Here is a 24049-nt window from a genome sequence, read left to right as displayed (position 1 = left end):
CTGGTCGGCGCCGTCGCCGTCGCCATCGGCTTCCGCTCCACGGACGCGACCGCCCTGGAGTGGCTGGCGGCGTTCGGCCTGCTCGTCCTCTTCGCACTGGCGCTCACTTGGATCGCCGTCGGCATGGGCCTCGTCAGCCCCAATGTCGAGGCCGCCAGCAACAACGCCATGCCGCTGGTCTTCCTCCCGCTCATCTCCAGTGCCTTCGTCCCGGTCGACTCGATGCCGGGCTGGTTTCGGCCCGTCGCCGAGTACCAGCCCTTCACCCCCGCCATCGAGACCCTCCGCGGGCTCCTCCTCGGCAGCGAGATCGGCCACAACGGATGGCTCGTCGTCGCCTGGTGCCTGGGTCTCACGGTGCTCGGCTACTTCTGGTCGAAGTCGGTCTTCGACCGCGACCCCGCGTGACCGTGTCACTGTTCCTCGGGCGGTTTGCCCTCCGCGGCGGAGACTTCCACGAACTCGACCTGGCCCTTGCCGTTGAGGCGCAGGATCGGCACGGCCTTGTTGCGCGGATTGCCGTTGTTCTGGAAGGAGACGAACCCGCTGGCGCCGGCCACCTGCTGGGTTCCGTCCATCTGGTGGAACATGCGGGCCACCGCGTCGCCGACGACCTGCCCCTGCCAGCGGGCGGCCATCTGGATGCCGTGGGCCGCCGTGAGGACCGCGTCGTGGCCCATCAGGGCCCCGCCGTCCTCGCGGGGGTCGTGCGGGAACCACTGGTCCAGCAGTCCGCCCGGCTGGAAGTTCTTCGCGGACGGCGCGGACACCGCCTGCGGCGCCGAGCGGTACATGTCGGGGTGCGAGAGACCGGTGTAGAGGACCTCGATGCCCGTCTCGGCGGCGTGGGCGAGCTGCTGCGGGCTCAGGTTGGTCGTGTCGTCGCCGGCGAACACGGTGAACTGCTGGTCGGTGCAACTGCGGTTGGACAGCGCGTCGAGGAAGCGGGTCAGGTGCAGGCCGCGGCCCGCGAAGTACACCAGCTGGGGCCGCTGCTGGCACAACTGGCCCGGCATGTAACGCAGTTCGTTCTGCCAGGCGCTGCTGACGGAGGAGTCGTACGTCATGCGCTCGGCCACGAGTTTGTGTTTGTCGCCCTCCTGGAAGGCCTTGGTGAAGGCGGTGCCGAGGGTGGACGCGTAGAGGTTCCCCTCCGCCACGTCCTGGATGACGACGGCCGTGGCGACGCCGCGCCGCTTGAGGTATCCGGCGCCGGCGTACGCCTCGTCCTCGTTGGTGGGGGCGACCCGGACGAAACCGTTGATGCCCTGGATGTTCGTGGCGGTCATGGTCGCGCCGACCATGGCGATGCCGTGCTCGGAGAGGCGCCGTATGGCCGCGAGGTTCTCGTTCGTACTGGGTCCGAGGCCGGTCACCGCGACCAGCCGGTCCGGGGAGTCCTTGCGGGCGATCAGCGCGTCGACGGTGTGCTTCCACTGCGTGGACTTGGTACCCGAATTGGCTATCAGCAGGCGGATCTTGGGGTTGGCGGCCAGGTCGCCCTGGTTGTGCCGGTACTGCGCGAGGTAGGCGCCCTGGAGTTCGTGGCGCACGCCCTCGGCGGAGTTGCTGTCCTCGGCGGTGGTGGTGAAGGAGGTGAAGTAGGCGACGCTGACGTACGGCTCCTTGTCCGCGTTGGCGAGGACCCGGCGGTTCTCCTCCTCGATCTTCTCGCTGACGGCGTCGAGGTGCGGGGCGAAGACGTAGGAGCCGTCGGTCACTCCGACGCACTCGTCGTCCGGACCCTGCTCCACGACCCCGTCAGCGCACCTGGCCTGGCGTTCCTGTAACCAGCCGACGCCCAGCCAGAGCGCGGCGACCAGGGCGACGGCGGCCGCGGAGGCGAGGGCGACGCGGCGTACGACGTGCAGGGGCCATTCGAGTCTGGGCACGGGCTCAGCCCTCCCAGCCGGCGGTCTGGGGATCGCGCCAGTGACGGTGGCGCTCCGCCTCGTTGAACAGGGCCACGATGTCGTTCCTCCGCAGTTGTGACAGCTGGGTGTAGCCGTCGGCGATCATGTCGTTGAGTCGCATCGCGGGGTCGGCGAGCGGATCGCTCCACACCCAGCGGGTGGTGACCAGGGTGTGGATCACGGACTCGGTGTCCACGACCCGCCCGGGCCGGCGCGCCACGAGCCCGGCGAGCAGTTCCAGCGGGCCGCTGTCGGCGGGGAGCCGGTTCGGTGCGGCGGTGATCGCGTCGAACTCGGAGATCCACTGCGCGGCCGGTACGACGGCGAAGCGCCGCGTCAGGTGGGCGGTGACCTCCTCGGTCCGCCCGCGGGCGAGCTGGTGGTACATCTCCTGCACCGGCTTGCCCTCCTCGCGGTAGTACTCCGCGAGGAGTTCGTGCACGGCGTCCCACCCGTCCGGGCGTGCGGCCAGCCGCCACAGCAGCAGCCGGCGCAGCCAGGGGTGGAGCACGGGGACGACGGCCACCGGTCCGGTCAGCAGCCAGCGGGAGCGGATCTCGCCGAACAGGGAGTCGTCGGGGCTGAGCAGCCGCGTGGCGACGGAGAAGTCCCGGGCGGCGGCGCATTCGGCGAGGGCGGCGCGCTGTGTTCCGTCGAAGTCGCGCAGGAGGTGGCCGAGGGCGGTGTCGGCGAGGGTGGCCGAGTTCTCCCCGGTGCGCAGCGCCCGGTCGGGCAGGGTGCGCAGCCAGTGGTCCTGCCGGGAGCCCGAGTCCGGCGGCGGGCCGGCCTGGCGCAGCACGTCGAGCACCTGGTGGACGGCGCGCGGCAGCCCGCCGGTGAGCCGGTGCACGAAGGGGGTGAGGCGGGTGAGGGGGGCCAGGTCGCTGTTCCCGCCGAGCTGGAGCTCTATCCGGATCCGTACCTCGTCCAGGTTGAGGTCGCGCAGGCGCAGCGGGTACCACCAGGTGTCCTCGCTGTCACGGGTCGGCCGGTGGGCGTTCCAGTCGGCGAGGGAAGCACGGTCGGGTCCGCGCAGCTGCCAGGGCCAGGAGTCCCCGGTGGCCGGGCCCCAGCGGGGCAGCCAGCGGTTGGAGCTGGCGACGACGGTCAGCGGATCGCTGGCGTGGCCGGCCACGACCGTCTCGTCGTGCCGGGAACGCAGCAGCAGGTCGAGGAAGCGGCGGCCGTACTCGGTGTGGGAGTTGTCCAGGAGCAGCAGGTAGGAGCGGGGCATGAAGTTGCGGGCCGTGTTGCGCCTGAGGTCCTCCAGGAAGGCCGAGAACAGGACGAGGTCGAGCCGCTCCTGTTCGTTCTCGTCTCCCTCGTGGCGCCAGAGGTTGAGCTCCACGAGGGCTTCCATGGGGTCCGCGCTGCGGGTCATGGGGTGGCGTCCGTACCAGTGGGCCCCGGAGGTGAGCCGGCTGCCCAGGCGGCCGCCGAACAGGCCCGGCACGGTGCGGCGGCCGCGCCGCAGGGCGTCCTGGAAGAGGGTCAGCGCGGCGGAGGAGGCGCCTTCGGGCATGCCGACCGCGCCCATGCCCACTTCGAAGAAGGCGGCCAGGTAGTCGCCGTGCCGGGCCTCGTTCTCCTCCTGGAACTCGTCGAGCTGGCGCTGCACCGCGCGCCGCCCCTCGGCGAGGCTCCGCATGCGCAGCTCCTGGTCCGAGGCGAGCAGGCCGAGGCTGAGCAGCGGGAAGTGGGAGCGGCCGTAGCGGGGGAGTTTGCGTTCGAGCTGGCGGGCCAGGAGTCCGAGGGCGTAGCGCGGCAGCAGGGACTGGGCGCCGCCGAAGTTGACGAAGGCGAAGGGGTAGTCGTGCCCGAAGTGCTCCATGAGCGCGCTGTGCGCCTCGCTGGCTCCGCTGCCCGCGGGGCCGAGGAGCATGGTCAGGGGCCGCTCGGCCGCCGGGTCCTCCTTCAGGCACGCGTCGACCAGCGACAGGATGCCGCTGCGGCCCCGCAGGCCCATGCCCGTACCCGGCTCCCTCACGTGTGATCCCCCCCCAGGACGACGTCTCCGAGGAGTAGAGCCTGCCATCCTGAGGCCCGGTCAGACAGGGGTTTCGGCCCCTTGATTCGTTTCGGCCCGCACCGGGCCGTGTCGCCACCCGTCTTGTGAAGCGGACCGGCGGTCCGTATGGTTCATCCATGCGGACCGTCGGTCCGCTTTGCGTCCGTCGCCGTCGGTGCCGCCGTCGGCGCCGCCTCGACGTCTGCGGCGGGCCGGGAACCACCGCGCCCCCGAACAGAACGGAAACCCCGACATGACCACCCCCACGGCCCCCGCGGAGCTCTACCGCCACGGCCTGCGGCTCCTGCTGGACAAGGACATACCCGGTTGGGTGGACCTGTGGCACGAGGACGGGATCCTGGAGTTCCCCTTCGCGCCCCCCGGCTGGCCCCGGCGCCTGGAAGGGCGGCAGGCCGTCGCGGACTACATGCGCCACTACCCCGACCACGTCGACCTCCACGACTTCCCCGAGGTGACGGTCCACCAGACCACCGCCCCCGAGACGGTCGTGGTCGAGATGCGCGGCGTCGGCCGCCTGGTGCGGACCGGCAGCCCCTTCGACATGACCTACATCGCCGTCGTCACCGTCAGGGAAGGGCTCATCACGTCCTACCGCGACTACTGGAACCCCCTCGCCGCTCAGGAGCCCGGCGCCGACTTCGTAGGAGCGAACCGATGAGCGACCCCCGTGCCACCCTCGTCATCGGGGCCACCGGCACCACCGGCCGCCGCGTCACCGCCGGCCTCCTCGCCGAAGGCCGCCGCGTCAGGGCGGCCGGCCGCACCGCCGCCCCGGTGGAGGGCGCGCAGGCCGTCCGCTTCGACTGGAACGAGCCCGCGACCTGGGGTGCGGCCCTGGACGGCGCCGACCGCGTGTACCTCGTCCCGCCCGTCGGCTCCGCCGACCCGGCCGCGGTCATGCTGCCCTTCCTCCGCCAGGCCCGTGCGGCGGGCGTGCGGCGCGCGGTGCTGCTGAGCTCGTCGGCGATCCCGGCGGGCGGTCCGGCGGTGGGACAGGTCCACCAGGCCCTGCCCGGCCTGTTCGGGGAATGGGCGGTGCTGCGGCCCTCGTGGTTCATGCAGAACTTCACCGGAGCCGCCCCGCACGCCCGCGGCATCCGGGACGAGGGCGTCATCCGGACGGCGTCGGGGGACGGCCGGGTCGGATTCGTCGACGCGCGGGACATCGCCGCCGTCGCCGTGCGCGCGCTCACCGACGGGCGGGCCCCCGACACCGATCTGATCCTGACCGGGCCGCAGACGCTGAGCTACGACGAGGTCGCCGCGATCATCACCGAGGTCACCGGCCGGCCCGTCGTGCACCGGCACCTGACCTTCGAGCAGCTGCGCGACCGCTGGGCGGCCGAGATCCCGCTGGAGTTCGCCACCATGCTGGCCGGCATGGACCGCGCCATCGCCGAGGGGGCCGAGGACCGTACGTCCGACGCCGTCGAGCGGCTCACCGGGCGCGCGCCGGGCACCTTCCGCGCCTTCGTCGAAAGGGAGGTGGCGTGAGGCGGCTCCCGGCCCGCTACCGGGCGCGGGGGACCGGCCCGGTCCGCGGAAGCCGGACGGCTGCGCGTATCTTCGACTGGCCCGATGACGCGAACCGACCCACCGGACCGGAGGACCCGTGGCCCAGCGCACAGAACGCACCGAACGCGCGGACGCCCTGCGCAACCGAGAAGCCGTACTGGCCGCGGCCGACGCCCTCTTCGCCGCCAGCAGCAGCCCGCACGGTGTGTCCATGGACGACATCGCCGCCGCCGCGGGCGTGGGCAAGGGCACCCTCTTCCGACGCTTCGGTGACCGCGCCGGCCTGATCGGTGCCGTGATCGCCTCCCGGCTCGAACCCCTGCGGCAATCCGTACGGGAGGCGCGGGACGCAGCCGGGTCCTCCCCCCGGCAGCGGGTGGCGGACCTCCTCGACGCGTCACTTCGCTTCAAGATCGAGAACCGGCACCTGATGTCGGCCGCGGAGGACGCCGGGCTCAGCAGCCCCTACCGGGCCGACCACTACGGCTGGTGGCACGACGTCCTGCGTACGGAACTGGAGCAGGTGCCGGGCGTCCACGACCCGGACTTCACCGCCCACGCCCTGCTGGCCGCCCTGCGCGCCGACCTCGTGGCCCACCTGATCGACGACCGGCGGATGGAGCCCGAACGCCTGCGGGCCTCGCTCGCGGCGCACCTCGACGCCGTCCTCGGTGGCGGCGACGAGCCGGCCTGACCGCATCGCCGGGGCAGGGCCCCGGCGATGCCCGCGGTTCCCCCGGCGCCCGGCGGACGGCGCCGCGTATCCTCTGCGGGGACACCGAGCGGAGGACGGCGTACGTGACGGGCAGCAGCGCAGGGCGGGACGGTACGCGGCCGGGCGCAGGCCGGGACGACGGCCGGGACGACGGCCGGGCGGCTCCCGAGCGCACCTCCCTGAGCGTTCAGGCCCGTGACGCGATCCGGCGGCGGATCGTCGACCGCCGCTACCCGCAGGGCGTGCGCCTCGTGGAACGCGAGGTCGCCGAAGAGCTGCGCATGTCCCGGGTCCCCGTACGCGAAGCGCTGCGCGCGCTGGTTTCGGAGGGGCTGCTCGAACTGCTGCCGCACAGCGGGGTCCGGGTGCGGCGGATGGCGCGCCTGGACGTGGAGCACCTGTACGAGGTGTGGGAGCCGCTCGCCGTCCAGGCCTCGCGGCTCGCCGCACGCCGGGTGGAGCGGACCGCGCCCGACGGGCCTTCGCCGCTCACCGCGCTGCGGGCCGCCCTGGACCGGGCAGAGCAGGCCGCGTCCGACGACGAGGGGGCGCGCGAGGTCGCGGCCCACACCGCCTTCCACGAGGAGATCGTGGCACTGAGCGGCAACCCGATGCTCGGCCGCACGATGGAGCAGCTGAACGGACAGCTCCAGCTGCTGTTCGGCATGCGGGAGGAACCGGAGCACATGCGGGCCCAGCACGCGGTGATGTTCCGGTGCATCGCGGCGGGCGACGAGGAATCGGCGGCGGCGAGCACCCTGCTGCACGTACGGGACAGCCGCGCCGTAGCCCTGAGGTCCTTGTTCGACGTCTAGGCGCGACGCCTGGCCTTTTGTATACCAGAGAGACTCCCCGAGATGCGCGCCGGGCAGGATCCGGCCTGTTTGCGCTGCCGGAATGACCCCTTCCCGAAATCGCGACCCTCCTGGTATACAAAGTGCTCCCACGTTCGCTCGTCCCCAGCGATCAAGGAGACCTCCGTGTCCTTCGCATCCGTCCCGACGTCCTCCCGTCCCCGGCTGACGCGGCGGGGCGTCCTGGCAGGCGCCGCGGCCCTCGCCGGCACAGCCGCCGCGCTCACCCCGTCCGCGGCGGAGGCCGCCCCGACCGGGACGGCGGCCCCCGCCCCCGCCGACCGGATCACCGAGCGGGACGGGCCCGAGGCCGCCGGCCGCGGACGCGCCACCGTCTTCAGGAACGTCCGGCCCTACGGCGCGAGGCGGCCCGTCGACATCACCGTCGTCGACGGAACCGTCACCGCGGACCCGGCGCCGCGCGGCGCCCAGGTCGTCGACTGCAAGGGCAGGATCGCCCTCCCGACGCTCGTCGACGCCCACATCCACCCCGACAAGACGGCGTGGGGCGAGCCCTGGGTCACCCGCAACCCCGCGAGCACCATCGCCGAGTACACCGCCGAGGACGTGAAGCTGTACCACGCCCTGCGCACACCCCTCAAGGACCGCGCGCAGCGCCTCATGGGCCACGCGGTCACCCGGGGCACCCGGGCGATGCGCGCCCACGTCGACGTCGCGCCCGCCTACGGCCTTGCGGGCGTCGAAGGGGTCGGCGCCGCCCGCCGGGCGCTGCGCCACGCCCTCGACGTGGAGATCGTGGCGTTCCCCCAGCACGGGATCGTCCGTACGCCGGGAACCAGGGAACTGCTGGAGGAGGCCGCGCGCACGGGCGCGGTCGACCGGGTCGGAGGCATCGACCCGATCGGCTTCGACGAAGCCCTCGACGAACAGCTCGACGTCGTCTTCGGCATCGCGGACCGGCACGGCGTCGGCGTGGACATCCACCTGCACGAGCGGGCCGCGACGGGAGTGAGGTCGCTGCGCGCGATCATCGCCCGTACGCGCGCGCTGTCGATGCAGGGCAAGGTCACCGTCAGCCACGTCTTCTGCCTCCCGGGGCTGGCCGAACGCGAACTCGACCAGCTGGCCCACGAACTCGCCGAAGCGCAGATCTCCCTGACGACGGTCGCTCCCTCGTCGGACCTGGTACTGCCGCTCGCCCGGCTGCGCGGGCACGGCGTCCGGACCGGCCTCGGCTCCGACGGCGTCCGGGACGCGTGGAGCCCCTTCGGCAACGCGGACATGCTGCACCGCTCCCATCTCCTGGCCTGGGCGCAGGACGCCCGCCTCGACGAGGAGCTGGAGGCGGCCTTCGGCGCCGGCGCCGACGACGGCGCGCAGCTCCTCGGACTGCCGCGGGTGGACCTGAAGCCCGGTTCCGCGGCCGACTTCATGCTCGTCCGGGGAGAATGCCTGCCGCAGGTCGTGGTCGACATGCCGCAGCGGGACGTGGTGGTGCGCGGCGGACGGGTCGTCGCCAGGGACGGCGCCCTCGTGGACGGCTGAGCCGCCGAGCCCGCCTCAGCCGGTGGGGTCCTGGGGCGCGACCACGGTGAAGAGGGCCCCTTCGGCGTCGGCCAGTACCACCGACCGGCTGACGGCGGAGGCCGCGACGGGGGAGGCGGCCCTGCCGCCCAGCCGCGTCGCGGCCTCGATCGCGGCCTCCAGGTCCGGAACGCGGAAGTGGACGTGCCAGCGGGGGCGGACCTGCGGGTCGGGGTCCTCGCCGAGCGCCCCGCCGCTGATCCGGGCGACGGTGTCCCGGCCGTGCCGCAGGACGACGTGGTCGTGCTCGTAGGAGACGGTGCAGCAGCCCTGCCGCTCGCCCGCCCATTCCAGTACCTCGCCGTAGAAGATGGCCGCGGCGAACGCGTCCCGCGTGCGCAGCTCCAGCCACGCGGGAGCGCTGTCACGGCCCACGCCCCAGTCGGGGATGACCTGGCCCTGCCAGAAGCCGAAGACGGCCCCCGCCGGATCGGCGGCCAGGCCCGCGCGCCCGGTGCCGAAGGCGAGGGGCCCGACCGCCACGGTGGCACCGCGCTCACGGATGCGTGCCGAGGTGACGTCGGCGTCCTCGACGGCGAAGTACGGCGTCCACGCCACCGGCATGCCGAGGCTTCCGGCCAGCGCGCCGATCCCCGCGACGGGCGCGCCGTCACGGAACGCGACCGTGAAGCCGTCCCCCAGGCGCGTGGGCCGGAAGCTCCAGCCGAGGACCGCGCCGTAGAAACGCTGGGCGGAATCCAGGTCCCGGGCCATCAGGCTCACCCAGCACGGCGCACCGAACACCTCGTGACTCGACGTCGACATCGCGGCGCACCTCATCTGCCGTACGGGTGGGACGGGGACCCTCCCACCGTAGACCCGACGGACCTGCCGGGCGGCGAGGCACGGCACGCGCCCCACCCATCCGTGGGCCCGCGGCCAGGTCACCGGTCCGACCGCGGCGGCTCTGGACGGCTACATGGGGTCCATGGTTCCGCTGCCCGGGCCGTTCTCCTCCTCGCTCTTGCGGCGGATCCGCAGGGCCTTCTCCGTCAGGCGCCGGCGCTCCGCCGGATCCGCCGCGTGCTGCGCGGCCTGCTCCAGCTCCTGGGCCTTGTCGCGCATCTGCCGGGCCCGCTCGCTCGGCTGGTTCTCGTTGCTCATGACCGGTCCTCGGGTCGGGGGGAACGGGGGTCGTGCCGGTCCCCCCAGCCAAACAGCACCGGGGCCCGACCGCCACCGTGGCTCCCGCCGGACGCGCGGCCCTCAGGGGCCCGGAGCGGCGGGGTTCGCGGGGCGCCGCAGCTCGTCGTGGAGCAGGCGGCCGAGGAGCGCGCCGCCGAACACGACGACGCCGACGCCGACGAGCCAGGACTGGATGACGAGGACGGTTCCGAAGGCGCCGTAGGTGACCGCGCCGGACGCGATCAGCGGCGAGAACACGAGCCGGGAGAAGACCCGCAGCCCGAACAGCCCCAGCATGGTGGCCACCGCCCCCGGCAGCAGGGCGGTCCAGGGGACCCGGCCGCCGAGCAGCAGCCGCTGGGACCACCAGAAGAACAGGGTGCCGATCAGTACCGTGACGAAGCCGCGCGCGGGGGATGCGCGCCACGGCGGGGAGAAGGCCGACAGGTACAGGGCGCCGATCAGTACGGCGAGCCACAGCACGTGCCGCCAGCCGGCCCACCAGCGGCCCGGAGCCAGGTCCCAGATCCGTTCGTAGCCGCTCTGGAGCATCGTCGCGAAGGACAGCCCGAACACGGCGAGCAGCGCCAGACCGAACGCCGTGGTGGTGCGCCACGCCTGGCCGGGCAGGGCGAAGAGCCGCTCGATCTCCAGCCTGGCCGCCGGCGACACGCCGAGCCCGTCCCCGAGCCACTGCGCGAACCCCTGCCCGCCCGCGGTGTCCGCCGCGGAGACGACGATCAGCAGCGGTACCAGCGTCAGGAACCCGAGCGCCGCGAAGCCCAGCGACCGCTGCCAGAGGTCCAGCTCCCGCACGCGCACCCAGCGCCGCCCGGCCCGCGCCCGCCGGACCGCGCTGCCCAGCCGCCCGAAGGACGACCGGATCATCGCGGCGGGGGTACGCGTCGGCGGGCGTCACGGCGGGCGTCACGGCGGGGAAGCGGGTACGGGACCGCGGTGCGAGGCATGGCCGCTCCAACTGCTGCTGCTCCCACGGTAGGACTCCGCGGCCGCCGCCGCGCAGCCGGCCGCCGGGGTGCTGACCCCGCGCGACGCGCAACGCACCCGGCGTACACGGTCCGCTCCGCCCGGGGCGGAGCCGGGCGATCGAACTTACGATGGGCGGGAACCGGCGCGGGCGGCCCGCCGCGCCGGCAGTCCAGGCCTCTCGGGGTGGGAGACGTATGGCACAGGTCCCCGAAACCGCTCGGACCGTCATCCTGACCGTGGACGACGATCCGGGTGTCTCCCGCGCCGTCGCCCGCGACCTGCGGCGCCGCTACGGCGCCGCCTACCGGATCGTGCGCGCCGAGTCCGGCGAGTCCGCACTGGAGGCGCTGCGCGAGCTGAAGCTGCGGGGCGACCTGGTCGCCGTGATCCTGGCCGACTACCGCATGCCGCAGATGAACGGCATCGAGTTCCTCGAACAGGCCCTGAACGTCTACCCGGGCGCCCGGCGCGTGCTGCTCACCGCGTACGCCGACACCAGCGCGGCGATCGACGCGATCAACGTCGTCGACCTCGACCACTACCTGCTCAAGCCCTGGGACCCGCCCGAGGAGAAGCTCTATCCCGTGGTGGACGACCTGCTCACGGCCTGGCGCTCCAGCGACTACCGGCCGGTACCCGCCACCAAGGTGGTCGGGCACCGCTGGTCTGCGCGCTCCTCGAACGTCCGGGAGTTCCTGGCCCGCAACCAGGTGCCCTACCGCTGGTACTCCTCCGACGAGCCCGAAGGGCTGCGGCTCCTGGAGGCCGCCGGCGCCGACGGACAGCGGCTGCCCCTGGTGATCACCCCGGAGGGCGCCGTCCTGATCGAGCCGGAGCCGGCCGAGCTGGCCGCCCGGGTGGGGCTCGCCACGACACCCGCCGCCGACTTCTACGACCTCGTCGTGATCGGCGGCGGCCCGGCCGGCCTCGGCGCGGCCGTGTACGGGGCCTCCGAGGGGCTGCGGACGGTACTGGTCGAGCGTTCGGCGACCGGCGGGCAGGCCGGGCAGAGCTCCCGCATCGAGAACTACCTCGGCTTCCCGGACGGGGTGTCCGGCGCGCAGCTCACCGAACGCGCCCGCCGCCAGGCCGGCCGGTTCGGCGCCGAGATCCTCACCGCGCGCGAGGTCACGGGGCTGGAGGCCAACGGCGCGGCCCGCGTCGTCCGTTTCTCCGACGGCTCCACGGTCGCCGCGCACAGCGTCATCCTGGCGACCGGCGTCTCGTACCGGCAGCTCCACGCACCGGGCTGCGACGACCTCACCGGCTGCGGGGTGTACTACGGCTCCTCGCTCACCGAGGCCTCCTCCTGCCAGGGGCAGGACGTGTACATCGTCGGCGGCGCCAACTCCGCCGGACAGGCGGCGATGTACCTGTCCCGGGGCGCGAAATCGGTGACGCTGCTGGTGCGCGGGGCGTCCCTGACGGCGTCGATGTCGTACTACCTCATCCAGCAGATCGAGGAGGCGCCGAACATCACGGTCCGGACCCGGACCGTCGTCGAGGAGGCGCACGGCGACGGGCACCTGGAGCAGCTGACCCTGCGCGACGTGGACACCGGCGCGACCGAACTCGTCGACGCGCAGTGGATGTTCGTCTTCATCGGGGCGGCCCCGCTGACCGACTGGCTGGACGGCACGGTCCTCCGCGACGAGCGCGGCTTCATCCTGGCCGGGCCGGACCTCACCCCCGACGGGCGGCCCCCGGCCGAATGGGAGCTGGAACGGCCGCCCTACCACCTGGAGACCAACGTGCCCGGCGTGTTCGTCGCCGGAGACGCCCGCGCGGAGTCCGCGAAACGCGTCGCGTCCGCCGTCGGAGAGGGAGCCATGGCCGTGATGCTCGTCCACCGGTACCTGGAGCAGTCGTGAGCGGGCAGGTCATGCCCTGCGGCCCGCAGGAGATCGCCTCGCTGTTCCTGTTCGAGAAGCTCTCCCCGGAACAGCTCGGACGGCTGTGCGCCGAAGGACGGGTGGAGCGGTTCGAGACCGGCCCGGTGTACACCGAGGGCGACCCGGCGACCTGCTTCTACGTGATGATCGAAGGCACCGTCGTGCTGTCCCGCCGGGTCGGCGCCGACGACGTGGAGGTGAGCCGGACCTCGCAGCGCGGCGTGTACTCGGGGGCCATGCAGGCCTACCTCGGCGACCGGGTGCCGCAGACCTACACCAACTCGATGCGGGTGACCGAACCGACACGGTTCTTCGTCCTGCCCGCGCAGTCGTTCGCGGACGTCATGCGGGAGTGGTTCCCGATGGCCGCGCACCTGCTGGAGGGGCTGTTCTTCGGCTCGAAGAGCACCCAGCGGGCCATCGGCCAGCGCGAACGGCTGCTGGCCCTCGGATCGCTGTCCGCCGGTCTCACCCACGAGCTCAACAACCCGGCCGCGGCGGCCGTCCGGGCCACCGCGACCCTGCGCGAGCGGGTGGGCAAGATGCGGCACAAGCTGGCCCACATCGCCCAGGGCTCCTACTCCCGCGAAGCGCTCGCCGACCTCATCGAGATCCAGGACCGCACCGCCGAACGCGTCGCCAAGGCGACGGCGTTCAGCCCCCTGGAGGCCTCCGACCGGGAGGACGAACTCGCCGACTGGCTCGACGACCACGACATCGCCGACGGCTGGCGCGTCGCCCCGACCTTCGTCCAGGCCGGACTGGACACGGACTGGCTGGAACAGGTCGCGGCAACGGTGGACGCGGACCTCCTGCCGGCGGCGATCGGCTGGCTCAACTACACCGTCGAGACCGAGCTGCTGATGGACGAGATCGACGACTCCACCAACCGCATCTCCCACCTCGTGGACGCCGCCAAACAGTACTCGCAGCTCGACCGGGCCCCGTACCGGGTCGTCGACGTCCACGAACTCCTCGACAGCACCCTGCTGATGCTGTCCGGCAAGATCGGCCCCCGGATCCGGGTGGTCAAAGAGTACGACCGCTCCCTGCCGGACGTCCCGGCCTACCCGGCGGAGCTGAACCAGGTGTGGACCAACCTCGTCGACAACGCCGTCTTCGCCATCGGCAGCACCGGCCGCGACGGCACCCTGACGGTCCGCACCGCCCGGGAGGGGGACCGGCTGCTCGTGGAGTTCCGCGACACCGGACCCGGCATCCCGGAAGACATCCGCAGCCGCATCTTCGACCCCTTCTTCACCACCAAACCGGTCGGCGAGGGCACCGGACTCGGCCTGGACATCTCCTGGCGGATCGTCGTCAGCAAGCACCACGGCAGCCTCCAGGTCGAGTCCGTACCCGGCGACACCCGCTTCCAGGTGCTGCTGCCGCTGACCGCCGACCGACCCGAGACCCCGTCCGGAACCGAGACAGCGGAGGAACCGGTATGACAGGCATCGACGGAATCGACCCCGGCGTCCCGCCCAGCGGCACCGGCTGCGCCGACTGCGACGCGGCCGGCGGCTGGTGGTTCCACCTGCGGCGCTGCGCCCGGTGCGGTCACATCGGCTGCTGCGACAGCTCGCCCGGCCAGCACGCCACCGCCCACTGGAAGGCCACCGGCCACCCCCTCGTGCAGAGCTTCGAACCGGGCGAGGCGTGGTTCTGGGACTACGACAAGAACGCGATGTACGAGTCCGGCCCCGAACTGGCGGCCCCGGACGCCCACCCCGCGGAGCAGCCCGCGCCGGGCCCCGCCGACCGGGTACCGCAGGACTGGCAACAAAGGCTCCGGTAGCCGTCCCGACGGTGACGGCCCTCCCCGGACGGCCCGGCCCCGGCACTGGGCTGACGCCGCCCGAAACCCCCGTCCTCGGGCGGCGTCAGCTCAGTGCCGGGACCACGAGAGGTCCCCGGCCGTCGGCGGGGGCTCCGGTTCCCCGTCCCCTCACCGACCCTGCGGCGCCCACTCTGCCAAGCCCCGGAGCACCGCGCATTGACCTGGCGTGCACAGAGTCTTGACGGAGAGTCGCCCCGCCGCCCGCGCCCCGGGCCCCGGCTTTTGTTGCGTGGGCCGCCACGGCCCGTGTAAACCCGTGGTCATGCTGCCCGAGAGAGAATTCCGCAGCGCGGAACTAGCGCCCGCCGACCGTTTCGAGAGCTGGCGGGCCCTGATGTCGGAGACACACGCGCCCATGGAGATGCGCAGTGAGCACGCCGCCGACTTCTGGGTGAACCAGCGCGTCATCTCGCTCGGCGGGATCACGGTCTATCCGATGGAGTGCCGTCCCCTGACCTTCCAGCGCACCCCGAAGCTGATAGCGAGGTCGGACCCCGAGGCGTTCCACCTCTCGCTGATCAAACGCGGGGCGGGAGCGGTCACCCTGGGCAAGGACACCGTGGTGCACGGTGTGTGCGACATCCACACCAGCGACACGTCACGGCCGTTCGAGATCAGCTCCGGCCCGCATTCCGTCGAGATCATCGGGGTCGAGGTACCCAAGGCGCTGCTGCCGCTGCCCCCGCACACCGCCGGCCAGGTTCCTCGACCAGGTGACCAAGGACAGCCGGTCCTACCGGGAGGCCGAGGGCCCGCGCCTGAGCGGCGTACTGGCCGATCTCGTCGCCTCGCTCTTCGCCGGCGTCCTCGAAGCGGACCGGTCCTTGACCCCGGAGACGCACCGACGCGCCCTGGCGCTCCGCGTGATGGCCTTCATCCGGGACAACGCCGACGATCCGCTGCTGGACGTCCCCGCGATCGCCGCCGCCCACCACATCTCCGTCAGCTATCTCCACCGGGTGTTCCAGCAGGAGGGGGACGGGGCGACGGTCGCCGCCTTCCTCCAGGGCCGGCGGCTCGCGCGGGCCCGCCAGGACCTGGCGGACCCGCTGCACCAGGGGGTGCCCGTGCACGTCATCGGCGCCCGGCGGGGCTTCCGGCACGCGTCCGCGTTCAGCCGGGCGTTCCGCGAGGCCTACGGCCTGCCGCCCGCCGCCTTCCGCGGGCAGGCCCGGACGGAAGACCTGGCCGGGGCGGAAGAGACGGCCTAGGGCCGGACCGCCGGGGAGACGGCGGACTTCAGCAGCAGGCGCGGGGTGCCCCCGCCCGTCGCGGGCAGCGACCACAGGTCGCCGCCGAAATCGCCCGGCAGGGCGTACAGGAGCGTGGTGTCGTCGTACCAGAGGGCCTGGTCGTCGACGCTCCGCCGCTCCGCCAGCTCGGTCTCCGCCCCGCTGCGCAGGTCCAGTACGTACAGACGCCACGGAGCCTCGGCCGGCAGGCCGTCCACCCGCTTCTTGAAGGCGATCCGGGTGCCGTCGGGCGACAGGGAGGGGCACTCCACGTTGGTCCGCAGGACGCGCAGTTCGCGGGCCCGCAGGTCCCCCTCGACGAGGTGCGTGCCGCCGCCCGTGGCGAGGGTCGCGTAGAAGCGGTTGTCGTCGGCGGCGAAGGTCACCCCCCAGAAGTTGTGGTCGGCCGCCCGCAGGCGCCGGCCCCCGTCGAACACCGCGAACTCCTCCAGGCTCTCGACGAGCGCCCCCGACCGGGTGTCGTAGACGGCGGTGCGGGTGGAGAACGCCCCGCCCGCGTACGAGTCCCCGCTGACGAACACCGTCCAGCCCAGCAGCCGCCCGCTCGGGGAGACCCGCGCCCGGGTCGGCGTACCCGGCACGGGGAACGAACGGACCGGCCGCAGCGCGGAGTCGAGGACGACCGCCTCGTACTGGGGGACGACCCCGCCCGCCCGGCGCAGGCACACCCCCGTACCCGCCGCCGCGTGGAAACGCAGGCAGTCCTGGCCCGCGGTGGTCCGGGCGGCCTCCTCCGGCGCGCCCAGCGGCACCGAGGCGACCATGTCGCGGCCGGGCCCCCAGGCCAGGTTGCGGAACAGCAGCCGGCCCGGCTGGTCCAGGCTCACCGCCCCGGACCGCGCGGCGGGACCGCCCGGCCGGGCCCGCGCCCGGTCGTCGGCCCGGTCCGCGGCCCGGACCACCGACACCACCCCCACCGCCGCGAGCAGCGCGGAGAACAGGACCAGGAGCAGGACCTTCCGTACGGTGCGCGTCATCGCAGGGCTCCCTTGCCGAGCATCCCGGCCGCCGCCAGCGACAGGGTGAGACCGATGGCCGCCCCGGCCAGCGCCGCGCCGGGACCCGCGTACGTCCAGCCGGCACCGAAGAGCAGCGCCCCCGCGAAGCGGGCCAGGGCCTGCGCCGTCTGCACCACGGCCATGCCGCTCGCCCGCAGCCGCGCGGGCAGCAGCGGCCCCGCGGCCGCCATCAGCACGCCGTCGGTGGCCGCGTAGAACGCGCCGAGGAGGAACAGGACGAGCACCGCCGGGACCGCACCGCCCAGCGGGGACAGCAGCAGCAGGTACGCCGCCACCAGCGCGGCATGGCCCGCCAGGAACACCCGGCCGCGCCCGGCCCGGTCCGCGAGCCTGCCCAGCGGCACGGCCAGCAGCAGGAACCCGGCCGCCGTCGCCACCGGGAGCAGCGGGAACGCGGCGGCGGGCAGCTCCAGCCGCCGCTGGAGGAGCAGGTAGACGAAGGAGTCGCCGACCGTGAACACGCCGAGCAGGGCCGCCGTCAGCGCGATCCGCCGCACGCCGCGGTCGCGGAACACGGAGCCCGGCCCGCGCCCGCCGGGCGGTGCGGGGGACCGGGGCGGCCGGGTGCGGACGTCCCGTACGAACAGCGCGAGCAGCAGCACCGCGAAGGCCGCCGCGCAGAAGCTCACGGTGAACACCGCGTCGTAGGCGTCGTGCGCGAACCACAGCACGCCGAACGCGACGAGCGGACCCAGGAGCGCACCCGCCGTGTCCATGGCCCGGTGCACGCCGAAGGCCCGGCCCTGCCCCTCGGGCGGGGCCGACAGGGAGATCAAGGCGTCGCGGGGGGCGGTGCGCAGGCCCTTGCCGGTCCGGTCGGCGGTCAGGACCGCCGCGACCGCCCACGGGGTGGAGACCGCCAGCAGCCCCAGTTTGCAGACCGCCGACAGGGCGTAGCCGGCGCCGGCCACCAGCTTGTGGCGTTCGGTGCGGTCGGCGAGGTGCCCGCCGGCCAGTCGCAGCAGGGCGGTCGCGCCCTGGTAGAGCCCGTCGAGGGCGCCGAAGGCCAGCGGCGACATGCCGAGGCCCACGACGAGGTACAGCGGCAGGACCGCGGTGACCATCTCGGCGGAGACGTCCGTGACCAGGCTGACCGCGCCGAGCACGAGCACGTTCCCGGCGACGGCCGGGCCGGCCGCAGGGCGCGGCACGCCCCGGGCCGTATCGGCGGCTCGGTTGGCCGACAGGTACACGGACGTCTCCTTCCGGTTCCTTCAGGTCCTCACGGCTGGTGTTGCGTTGTTCGCTGCACCGTTCCGTCAGAACCAGTTGAGGGTGAGCGGGAAGACGGTGCTCGCCGCCTTCCCGGCGGCGTCGGTGGCGGTGGCGGTGATCTGCACGGTTCCGGACCCCCATGGCTTTCCGCTGATCCGGCCGGTCGAGGCGTCCATGGTCAGACCCCACGGCAGCCCGGCCGCGGTCCACCGCAGCGGAGCCGTGCCCCCGGTGGCCGTCACCTGGATCGTGCAGGACTGGTTGAACTTGCAGGTCTGCGCGCCGGGGTTGACGACGGTCGGCCCGCCGCCCGGCGGCGGCTCCTCACCACCGGTCCCGAAGACCTCCGTGATCGGCTGGGCACTCGCCGCGTTGCCCGCGTGCCCGGTCCCGAACAGGTCCTCGAAGGTCCGCAGCAGGTTGAAGTGGTTGTACGCGCCGCTGTAGCGGCCCTGCTTGACGTGCGCGCCGTAGAAGACGGTGGCGATCTGGTTCGACCCGAGGTAGTTGTCCTCGTCCCAAGTCAGCACGAGGAGGCTGTTGTTGGCCTTCGCCCACTGGGCGTACGCGTCCAGGTTGTTCCTGGTCCACGTGTCACCCGTGCTCACCGGGCACGAGTGCATGTCGTTGCACTGGTTCGGCACGACGAACGACAGGTGGGGCAGGGCGTTGAAGTCGGTCCGGGGGAACTGCGCCCAGGTCTTGCCGGTGGTGAGGGGCACGTTCTTGAAGGCGAACCAGGGGTTGTGCTTCTGCGCGTACTGGCCGTTCGTGCAGGCCGTGGACCCCTCGCCCGGCAGGTCCTCGTTGTACGAGGCGAACGTCTTGCCCGCCGCGATGAGTTCCTGGCCGAGGTTGGGCACGCTCATGGACTGGGGCGTGTAGCAGCCGTCCCCGGTGATGCCCTGGGTGCCGCCCGAGAAGAGGTTGAAGTAGTTGGGCTGGCTGGGATGGGTCAGGGCCTTCATGCCCGTGAGGCTCGCGCCGCCGTTCGCCAGCTGGTTGACGTACGGGGCGTTGGCGCTGCCGATGATCTCCCCGTACTGCTTGTTCTCGTAGACGACGACCACCACGTGGTCGTAGCCGGGGAGGGCCGCCGCGGCCCCGGCGGCCTTCGGGGGATTCGGCGCCGAAGCGACGTCGGCGGCCTGGGAGTTGCCGATGGTCATGGCGGTGACCAGGCCCAGTGCGCAGGCGAGGGCGGTCGCGGTCGCCCGCCACCTCCTGTTCCGCCCGTGCGGTGGTGCGACCGGGATGTCCGGTGCCGGATGTCTGGTGCGCATGGCTGATGCCTCCTGTGTCCTCTGTCCTCGGGGTGTCGCGGTGCGGAGGTCTGGGGTGTGGGGGTCAGGGGGTGCGGGGGCCCGGGGGTGCCGGGCCCCGGTCATTCCTCCCGGCGGGCCGCTCCGGCCACGGCCACGTTCACGAACCGCGGCACGGGCAGGCCCCGGTCGCGGAACGCGTCCGCGACCGCCGCGCGGACCGCCGTCAGCCGGTCCCGGGGCAGCAGCACCAGGACGCTGCGGCCCGGCCGGCCACCCGGCGGCCAGGCACTGAGCGCGCCCGCCCGCCGCGCGCACTCCACCGCCCGCGCCAGGCCGTCGGCGCGCTCCCGCGCGGAGCCCCGTACGGCCATGAGCACCAGGCACGCCCCGGAGGCGGGCGGGTCGAAGGGCACGCTCCGCCGCACCCCGCCGGGCCCGGCGTGCAGGGCGGTACCGGGCCGCGCGAACAGCACCGCGTCGCGGAGGGCGTCGTCGTCCCCCGGGGCCACCTCCCGGACCAGCGCGGCGAGCCGCTCCCGCGAAGGCCGCGCCCCGCCCTCCGGGGTGTGTACGTCGGCCACCGCGAGCGCGACCGCGCAGTCGAGCGGTTCCGTGAGGCTGAGCCCGGCGGCCTCGGTGAGGGTGCCCTGGACGTGCAGGTCGGTGCCGGAGCGGCCGTAACCGGCTCCGGCGAGGGCCCGGAGCAGGGCGTACGGGCGGGCCGCCCACTCCGGGGTGTCCGGGAAGGGGCCGGTCAGCGGCAGGTCGCAGCTCTGCGCGGGATGACCGAGCGAACTCAGCCGCACCGTGCCGTCCTCGCGCGGGGCCGCCGCGGCCGCCACCGGCCAGCCGGCCGCCGCCACCAGACCCGGCGAGCCGAGGTGGAAGGCGTGCGGCGCGCTCCACACCGCCGCCGGGGGCCGCCCGTGCGCGGTCTCCAGCGCGTGGGCGACCAGCCGGAACAGCGGGTCGGCGGTCGCCCGGTGGGACAGCGGCAGCGGGGCCCCCTCCGTGGCCGGGGCGTTCACCGCGCCTCCTTGCGGGCCAGCAGCCGGTACGCGTTCCCGCCGTCCGTGCGGCGGGCCGCGGCACTGCGGACGGCGTCCAGCACCCCGGCCGCCGCCAGGCACGGCAGCGCGGCCGCGCGTACCGCCAGCCGGGCCGCGCGCCGCCCGGGGCGGGCCAGGGCCGGATCGGCCCACGGACTCGCGGGGTCGGGGGCGAGCCGGTTCGTCACGAGGGCCACGGCTCCCACGAAGTCGTTGTGCTGATGGGCCGCCCCGTGCTCCTCGGCCAGTACGGTGAACCCGCGCCCGGCCAGTGCCGCGCGGAGGTTGCCCACCGGGATCAGGTGCTGGTGCTGCGGCTGGAACCACGGCAGCCAGTGCGCGCCCAGCAGGCGGGCCATCCGCGACTCCGGATCGGGCAGTTCGATCAGCAGGTGCCCGCCCGGCACCAGGACCCGCGCGGCCGCGTCGAGCTCCGCGAACGGGTCCCGGGTGTGCTCCAGGTAGTGGTACATGCTGACGGCCTCGTACTGGCCGGCCAGCTTGTCGGCGAGGTCGGGGAACTGGCCCTGGTAGCCGGTGGCGACCCAGCCGCGCCGTTCGGCGTCCTGGATCCCGTCGCCCATGTCGAGCCCGTCGAAGCGGGTGTCGGGCCACACGTCACGGGCCACGTCGCAGAAGTGCCCGTGACCGGTGCCGACGTCGAGCCAGGAGGCGGGGGTGGCGTACGGGGCGAGCATCGCGGCCCGCGCCCGGTAGTGGGCGCCGAGCCGGCCGAACACCACCCCGGCCCCCTCGCCGCCCCGGCCGTCGTAGAAGTCGCGGTAGTAGAAGTCCAGCCCCTCCACCGTCAGCCGCGGGTTCTGGAAGACGTGCCCGCAGGACCGGCACTCCTCCAGGGTGAAACGCCCCGGCTTGCCCTGGAGGAGGTCCGGCATCCGCACCCGCACCACCGGCCCGGGCGCACCGCACCACGGGCAGTCGGCGCGCCGCGGCTCGAAGAACCGGGCGGTGCCGCCCGCCAGTTCGGCGGCGTACTCCGCCGTGCGCTCCCGCTCACCGGCCGGCGGCCGGGACCGGGCCCCGGCTGCCGTGCGCACGGCGGCGCGCAGCGACCGCAGCGGCCGGGCCGCGCTCGCACGCGCCAGGTCCGCGGGCCGCAGCGGGCCGCCGGTGCCCAGTACGAGCAGCGGCTGCAGCCAGTACAGGCCGGCCGCGGCCACACCCCAGCGGCCGTCCCGCACGGCTGCCGCCGCCAGCAGGGCGAGGCCGGCCAGCTGGAGCGCCGACAGCAGCCCCGGCGGCAGGCCCTGGGCCCGCAGCTCGGCAGCGCGGTTCCCCCCGCCGGAGGGCGCCGGGTGGGAACTCAGGCCGGGGGCGACGGCCAGGTCGGTGGAGGCGGTGGCGTACTCCTTCAAACGGCGGGTCAGTTCGAGGAGTTCCACCCGGTTCCGGGGCCGGTCCGGATCCACCCCGGCCCGCGCCAGCACGTCCCCGGAGACGAGCACGGCGTACCCCGCGCCGCGCCCGGCGGCCAGCCGGTCCTGCCGGTACCCGGCCGGGTCGACCAGCCGCAGCAGCCCGAGGGCGTCCTCGGCGGCCAGGTCCTGCGGCAGCAGTTCCAGTACGTCGAGACCCTCCCGGTCGGCGTGGGCGCCGGCCGCAGCGAGGACCCCGGGCTCCACCACGACGCCCCGCGCGGTGAGCAGCCGCCGGCGCGGCCCCGGGGAGGGCCGTCCGTCCGGGTCTTCCGCGGAGGTCCGCCCGTCGGCGGAGCGCAGGACCGGCAACGCGTGCAGGCGGCTGCGGGCCCGTACCGTTCCCGCGCCGAGTGCCGCGGCGATCACGAGGGAAACCCATGGGCTCATGACAGCTTCTCCAACCTGTCGGCCGCGGTGGCGGCGCCGCCCGCGGCGGCGAAGGACGCCTGGATCCGCCGGGCCGCACGACGGTGCGGGCCGAAGTCCTCCAGTACGGCGGTGAGCGCGTCGCACAGGTCGGCCGGCCGGGCCCGGCCGAACCGCACCCGGACCCCCGCCCCGGCATCGGCGACCTGCTGCGCGACGATCGGCTGGTCGTCCCGGATCGGGGCCACGACCAGCGGGAGGCCGTGGGCGAGCGCCTCACAGACCGTGTTGTGGCCGCCGTGGCTGACGACCGCGTCGAGGTGGGGCAGCAGCCGCAGCTGCGGCACGGTCTCCCGGAGCAGGGCGTGCGCCGGCCCGGGGCCGGTCAGGTGCCGGGGCGCGGCCACGACCAACTGCACCCGGTCGGCGAGGAGTTCCCCGGCGGCCAGGACCGCGGCGTAGAACCGGGAGCCCGCCTCCTGGTTGAGGGTGCCCAGCGAGACCAGCACCCGGCGCCGGTCGGGGTCGAGCCGCTGCCACGGGAAGTCCGTACCCGGCGGGCGGGCCCCGAAGGCGGGCCCCACACAGGCGTAGTGCCCGGGGAAGGATCCGGCGCCGCCGATGAGCTCCGGCGTGGAGAACACCAGCACCAGCCGGTCCGAGAACCGGGGGTCCCAGCCGGGCGGCGCCCCGCACGAGGCGAGCAGCCCGGCCAGCTGCTCCGCCACCCACTCCCCGACCTTGGGGAACCCGGCGAACGGCCGCGTGAACTCGGCCGAGGTGCTCGCCGAGGTCGCCCACGGGATACCGAGCCGCCGGGCGACCACGGCCCCGGCCAGCGCCTGCTGGTCGGCGACCACCACGTCCGGGGCGAAGGCCGCGACGGCACGCTCGACGCCCGGCACCATCGCCCGGGCCAGCGGCACCAGCGCCTCCTCCCACAGGAACCGCAGCGCGGCGACGCCCCGCAGGTCCCGCCACCGCCCGTGCAGTGCGGCGTACCCGCCGGATCCCGGTCCGGCGGCGTCGCCGGCGGGGAACAGCCGGGCGTGCGCGGGCAGCAGCCCGGTCAGCACTTCGGCGGGGCCCGTCCAGGCGGTCTCGTGGCCGCGGGCGGCGAGTTCCGCGGCGACGGCGACCGTCGGATTGACGTGGCCGGCGAGCGGGGGCACGACGAACAGGAACCTCATGTGATCAGCGCTCCCGCCCGGGCCCGGCGGACGGCCGCCGCGTGCGCCAGCACCGCCTCGCGGAGCACCCCGCTCGCCTCCTTGAGCACGTCGTGGCCGAGCCCGGGCAGGATCCGCAGCGCGCCGCGCGGGGCGTGCCGTACCAGTTCCCGGGCGCCCGGGACCAGTTCGGAGTGTTCCCCGCAGACGACCAGGACCGGGCAGTCGACCGCCCGGTAGTCGGCGGGCGTGAAGGTGCGGCCGGCCGCGACGTCGTCGATGAGGGTGGTGCCGTTGAGCAGCGCGTCGGCGATGGCGGTCAGCTTCGCCGCCTTCCGCAGCCGCAGCGAGGCCAGCTCGGCGGGGACCTCGCTGTCCTCCAGGCTGAGCGCGGCGACGGACAGGGTGTCGACCATGTTCTCCACCCAGGGGCCGCTGAGCGGCGGTTCGAGGAGGGTCAGGCCCGCGACGAGACCGGGCCGGGCGAGGGCGGCGTGCAGGGCGAGCGTGCCGCCGTAACTGTTGCCGACCAGGTGGACCGGCCGGGAGTCGAGCCCGAGCGCGGACAGCAGGGCGAACAGGTCCCGGACGGCGGTGCGGCTGTCGTACCCCGAGGGCGGGCGCTCGCTCAGGCCGTGGCCGCGCAGGTCGTAGAGGACCACCTCGTGCCCCGCCCGCGCCAGCGGCACGGCCAGGGGGCAGTAGAAGCTGGAGAGGTTGTCGACGACGAGGCCGTGCAGGAAGACGACGGGGGTGGCACGGCCACCCGACGTGCCCTCCGGCGCCGGGACTTCGGATGCGGGAAGCCGCTGGACGTGGAAGCGCAGCGCGTTGGCGAGGATCTCGGCCATGGCGG

The 24049-nt window shown here is 74.1% G+C and carries 22 protein-coding genes; 10 read left to right on the top strand and 12 right to left on the bottom strand.

What is annotated here, in order from left to right; translation table 11 throughout:
• Positions 1-408, top strand: a 408-nt coding sequence (locus tag AC07B0_RS38530) for an ABC transporter permease (RefSeq protein ID WP_478900341.1), incomplete at its 5' end; no start/stop codon positions are given.
• Between the two features lie 5 nt (positions 409-413).
• Here the strand turns inward: AC07B0_RS38530 and AC07B0_RS38525 are convergent.
• Complete coding sequence (locus AC07B0_RS38525; protein ID WP_478900339.1) at positions 414-1892, bottom strand: type 1 periplasmic-binding domain-containing protein; 1479 nt, start codon at positions 1890-1892, stop codon at positions 414-416.
• A gap of 4 nt (positions 1893-1896) precedes the next feature.
• Positions 1897-3900 (bottom strand): hypothetical protein, encoded by a 2004-nt coding sequence (locus AC07B0_RS38520; protein WP_469384175.1) that lies wholly within the window; start codon positions 3898-3900, stop codon positions 1897-1899.
• Positions 3901-4174: 274 nt separating this feature from the next.
• Here AC07B0_RS38520 and AC07B0_RS38515 point away from each other — a divergent pair, with 274 nt between their 5' ends.
• The 5 genes from AC07B0_RS38515 to AC07B0_RS38495 all read left to right on the top strand — a co-directional run bounded on the left by AC07B0_RS38515 (position 4175) and on the right by AC07B0_RS38495 (position 8532).
• Entirely contained in the window at positions 4175-4600 is a 426-nt protein-coding gene (locus tag AC07B0_RS38515; protein ID WP_469384173.1) for a nuclear transport factor 2 family protein, read from the top strand.
• On the top strand, positions 4597-5436 hold the full coding sequence (locus tag AC07B0_RS38510; RefSeq protein WP_478900337.1) for an NmrA family NAD(P)-binding protein: 840 nt from the start codon (positions 4597-4599) through the stop codon (positions 5434-5436). Before AC07B0_RS38515 ends, AC07B0_RS38510 begins: the two co-directional genes overlap by 4 nt.
• 118 nt (positions 5437-5554) lie before the next feature.
• Entirely contained in the window at positions 5555-6151 is a 597-nt protein-coding gene (locus AC07B0_RS38505; RefSeq protein ID WP_356883892.1) for a TetR/AcrR family transcriptional regulator, read from the top strand.
• A gap of 104 nt (positions 6152-6255) precedes the next feature.
• On the top strand, positions 6256-6987 hold the full coding sequence (locus tag AC07B0_RS38500; protein ID WP_467291553.1) for a GntR family transcriptional regulator: 732 nt from the start codon (positions 6256-6258) through the stop codon (positions 6985-6987).
• Positions 6988-7152: 165 nt separating this feature from the next.
• Positions 7153-8532 (top strand): amidohydrolase, encoded by a 1380-nt coding sequence (locus AC07B0_RS38495; protein WP_478900335.1) that lies wholly within the window; start codon positions 7153-7155, stop codon positions 8530-8532.
• A gap of 15 nt (positions 8533-8547) precedes the next feature.
• Here the strand turns inward: AC07B0_RS38495 and AC07B0_RS38490 are convergent, their stop codons facing one another.
• The 3 genes from AC07B0_RS38490 to AC07B0_RS38480 form a co-directional block, all read right to left on the bottom strand.
• Positions 8548-9336 (bottom strand): VOC family protein, encoded by a 789-nt coding sequence (locus AC07B0_RS38490; RefSeq protein WP_356883898.1) that lies wholly within the window; start codon positions 9334-9336, stop codon positions 8548-8550.
• A gap of 150 nt (positions 9337-9486) precedes the next feature.
• Positions 9487-9675 (bottom strand): DUF6381 family protein, encoded by a 189-nt coding sequence (locus AC07B0_RS38485; RefSeq protein WP_356883900.1) that lies wholly within the window; start codon positions 9673-9675, stop codon positions 9487-9489.
• A gap of 102 nt (positions 9676-9777) precedes the next feature.
• The gene (locus AC07B0_RS38480; protein WP_467291560.1) at positions 9778-10584 is read right to left on the bottom strand and encodes a ribonuclease BN; all 807 of its coding nucleotides are present in this window, start codon (positions 10582-10584) and stop codon (positions 9778-9780) included.
• Between the two features lie 296 nt (positions 10585-10880).
• Between AC07B0_RS38480 and AC07B0_RS38475 the strand changes: the two genes are divergently transcribed.
• The 4 genes from AC07B0_RS38475 to AC07B0_RS38460 all read left to right on the top strand — a co-directional run bounded on the left by AC07B0_RS38475 (position 10881) and on the right by AC07B0_RS38460 (position 15629).
• On the top strand, positions 10881-12557 hold the full coding sequence (locus AC07B0_RS38475) for an NAD(P)/FAD-dependent oxidoreductase (protein ID WP_356883903.1): 1677 nt from the start codon (positions 10881-10883) through the stop codon (positions 12555-12557).
• A complete protein-coding gene (locus AC07B0_RS38470; RefSeq protein WP_478900333.1) occupies positions 12554-14029 on the top strand; it encodes an ATP-binding protein in 1476 nt (491 codons plus the stop codon). Before AC07B0_RS38475 ends, AC07B0_RS38470 begins: the two co-directional genes overlap by 4 nt.
• A complete protein-coding gene (locus AC07B0_RS38465) occupies positions 14026-14376 on the top strand; it encodes a UBP-type zinc finger domain-containing protein (protein WP_356883907.1) in 351 nt (116 codons plus the stop codon). The genes AC07B0_RS38470 and AC07B0_RS38465 overlap by 4 nt, the downstream gene beginning before the upstream one ends.
• Positions 14377-15131: 755 nt before the next feature.
• Positions 15132-15629 carry a helix-turn-helix transcriptional regulator gene (locus AC07B0_RS38460; RefSeq protein ID WP_478900331.1) on the top strand — a complete coding sequence of 166 codons (498 nt, stop codon included), beginning with the start codon at positions 15132-15134 and terminating at the stop codon, positions 15627-15629.
• On the opposite strand, the gene AC07B0_RS38455 is transcribed toward AC07B0_RS38460, so the two are convergent.
• The 7 genes from AC07B0_RS38455 to AC07B0_RS38425 form a co-directional block, all read right to left on the bottom strand.
• The gene (locus AC07B0_RS38455) at positions 15626-16648 is read right to left on the bottom strand and encodes a TolB family protein (RefSeq protein ID WP_469384155.1); all 1023 of its coding nucleotides are present in this window, start codon (positions 16646-16648) and stop codon (positions 15626-15628) included. The genes AC07B0_RS38460 and AC07B0_RS38455 overlap by 4 nt on opposite strands.
• Positions 16645-17883 carry an MFS transporter gene (locus tag AC07B0_RS38450; RefSeq protein WP_478900330.1) on the bottom strand — a complete coding sequence of 413 codons (1239 nt, stop codon included), beginning with the start codon at positions 17881-17883 and terminating at the stop codon, positions 16645-16647. The genes AC07B0_RS38455 and AC07B0_RS38450 overlap by 4 nt, the downstream gene beginning before the upstream one ends.
• Positions 17884-17949: 66 nt before the next feature.
• Positions 17950-19188: an alkaline phosphatase family protein gene (locus tag AC07B0_RS38445; RefSeq protein WP_469384151.1), complete on the bottom strand. Its 1239-nt coding sequence runs from the start codon at positions 19186-19188 to the stop codon at positions 17950-17952.
• Between the two features lie 101 nt (positions 19189-19289).
• The gene (locus AC07B0_RS38440; RefSeq protein ID WP_469384149.1) at positions 19290-20198 is read right to left on the bottom strand and encodes a galactokinase; all 909 of its coding nucleotides are present in this window, start codon (positions 20196-20198) and stop codon (positions 19290-19292) included.
• Positions 20195-22045, bottom strand: a complete 1851-nt coding sequence (locus AC07B0_RS38435; protein ID WP_469384147.1) for a methyltransferase domain-containing protein — start codon at positions 22043-22045, stop codon at positions 20195-20197. Before AC07B0_RS38435 ends, AC07B0_RS38440 begins: the two co-directional genes overlap by 4 nt.
• Positions 22042-23214 carry a glycosyltransferase gene (locus AC07B0_RS38430; protein WP_356881455.1) on the bottom strand — a complete coding sequence of 391 codons (1173 nt, stop codon included), beginning with the start codon at positions 23212-23214 and terminating at the stop codon, positions 22042-22044. Before AC07B0_RS38430 ends, AC07B0_RS38435 begins: the two co-directional genes overlap by 4 nt.
• Positions 23211-24044, bottom strand: a complete 834-nt coding sequence (locus tag AC07B0_RS38425) for an alpha/beta fold hydrolase (RefSeq protein WP_469384144.1) — start codon at positions 24042-24044, stop codon at positions 23211-23213. Before AC07B0_RS38425 ends, AC07B0_RS38430 begins: the two co-directional genes overlap by 4 nt.
• Between the last annotated feature and the right edge of the window lie 5 nt (positions 24045-24049).

It is taken from the genome of Streptomyces sp. NPDC044704, from assembly GCF_056433525.1.
The sequence above is the reverse complement of the archived record's forward strand: the minus strand, read 5'-3'. Positions and strand labels throughout refer to the sequence as shown.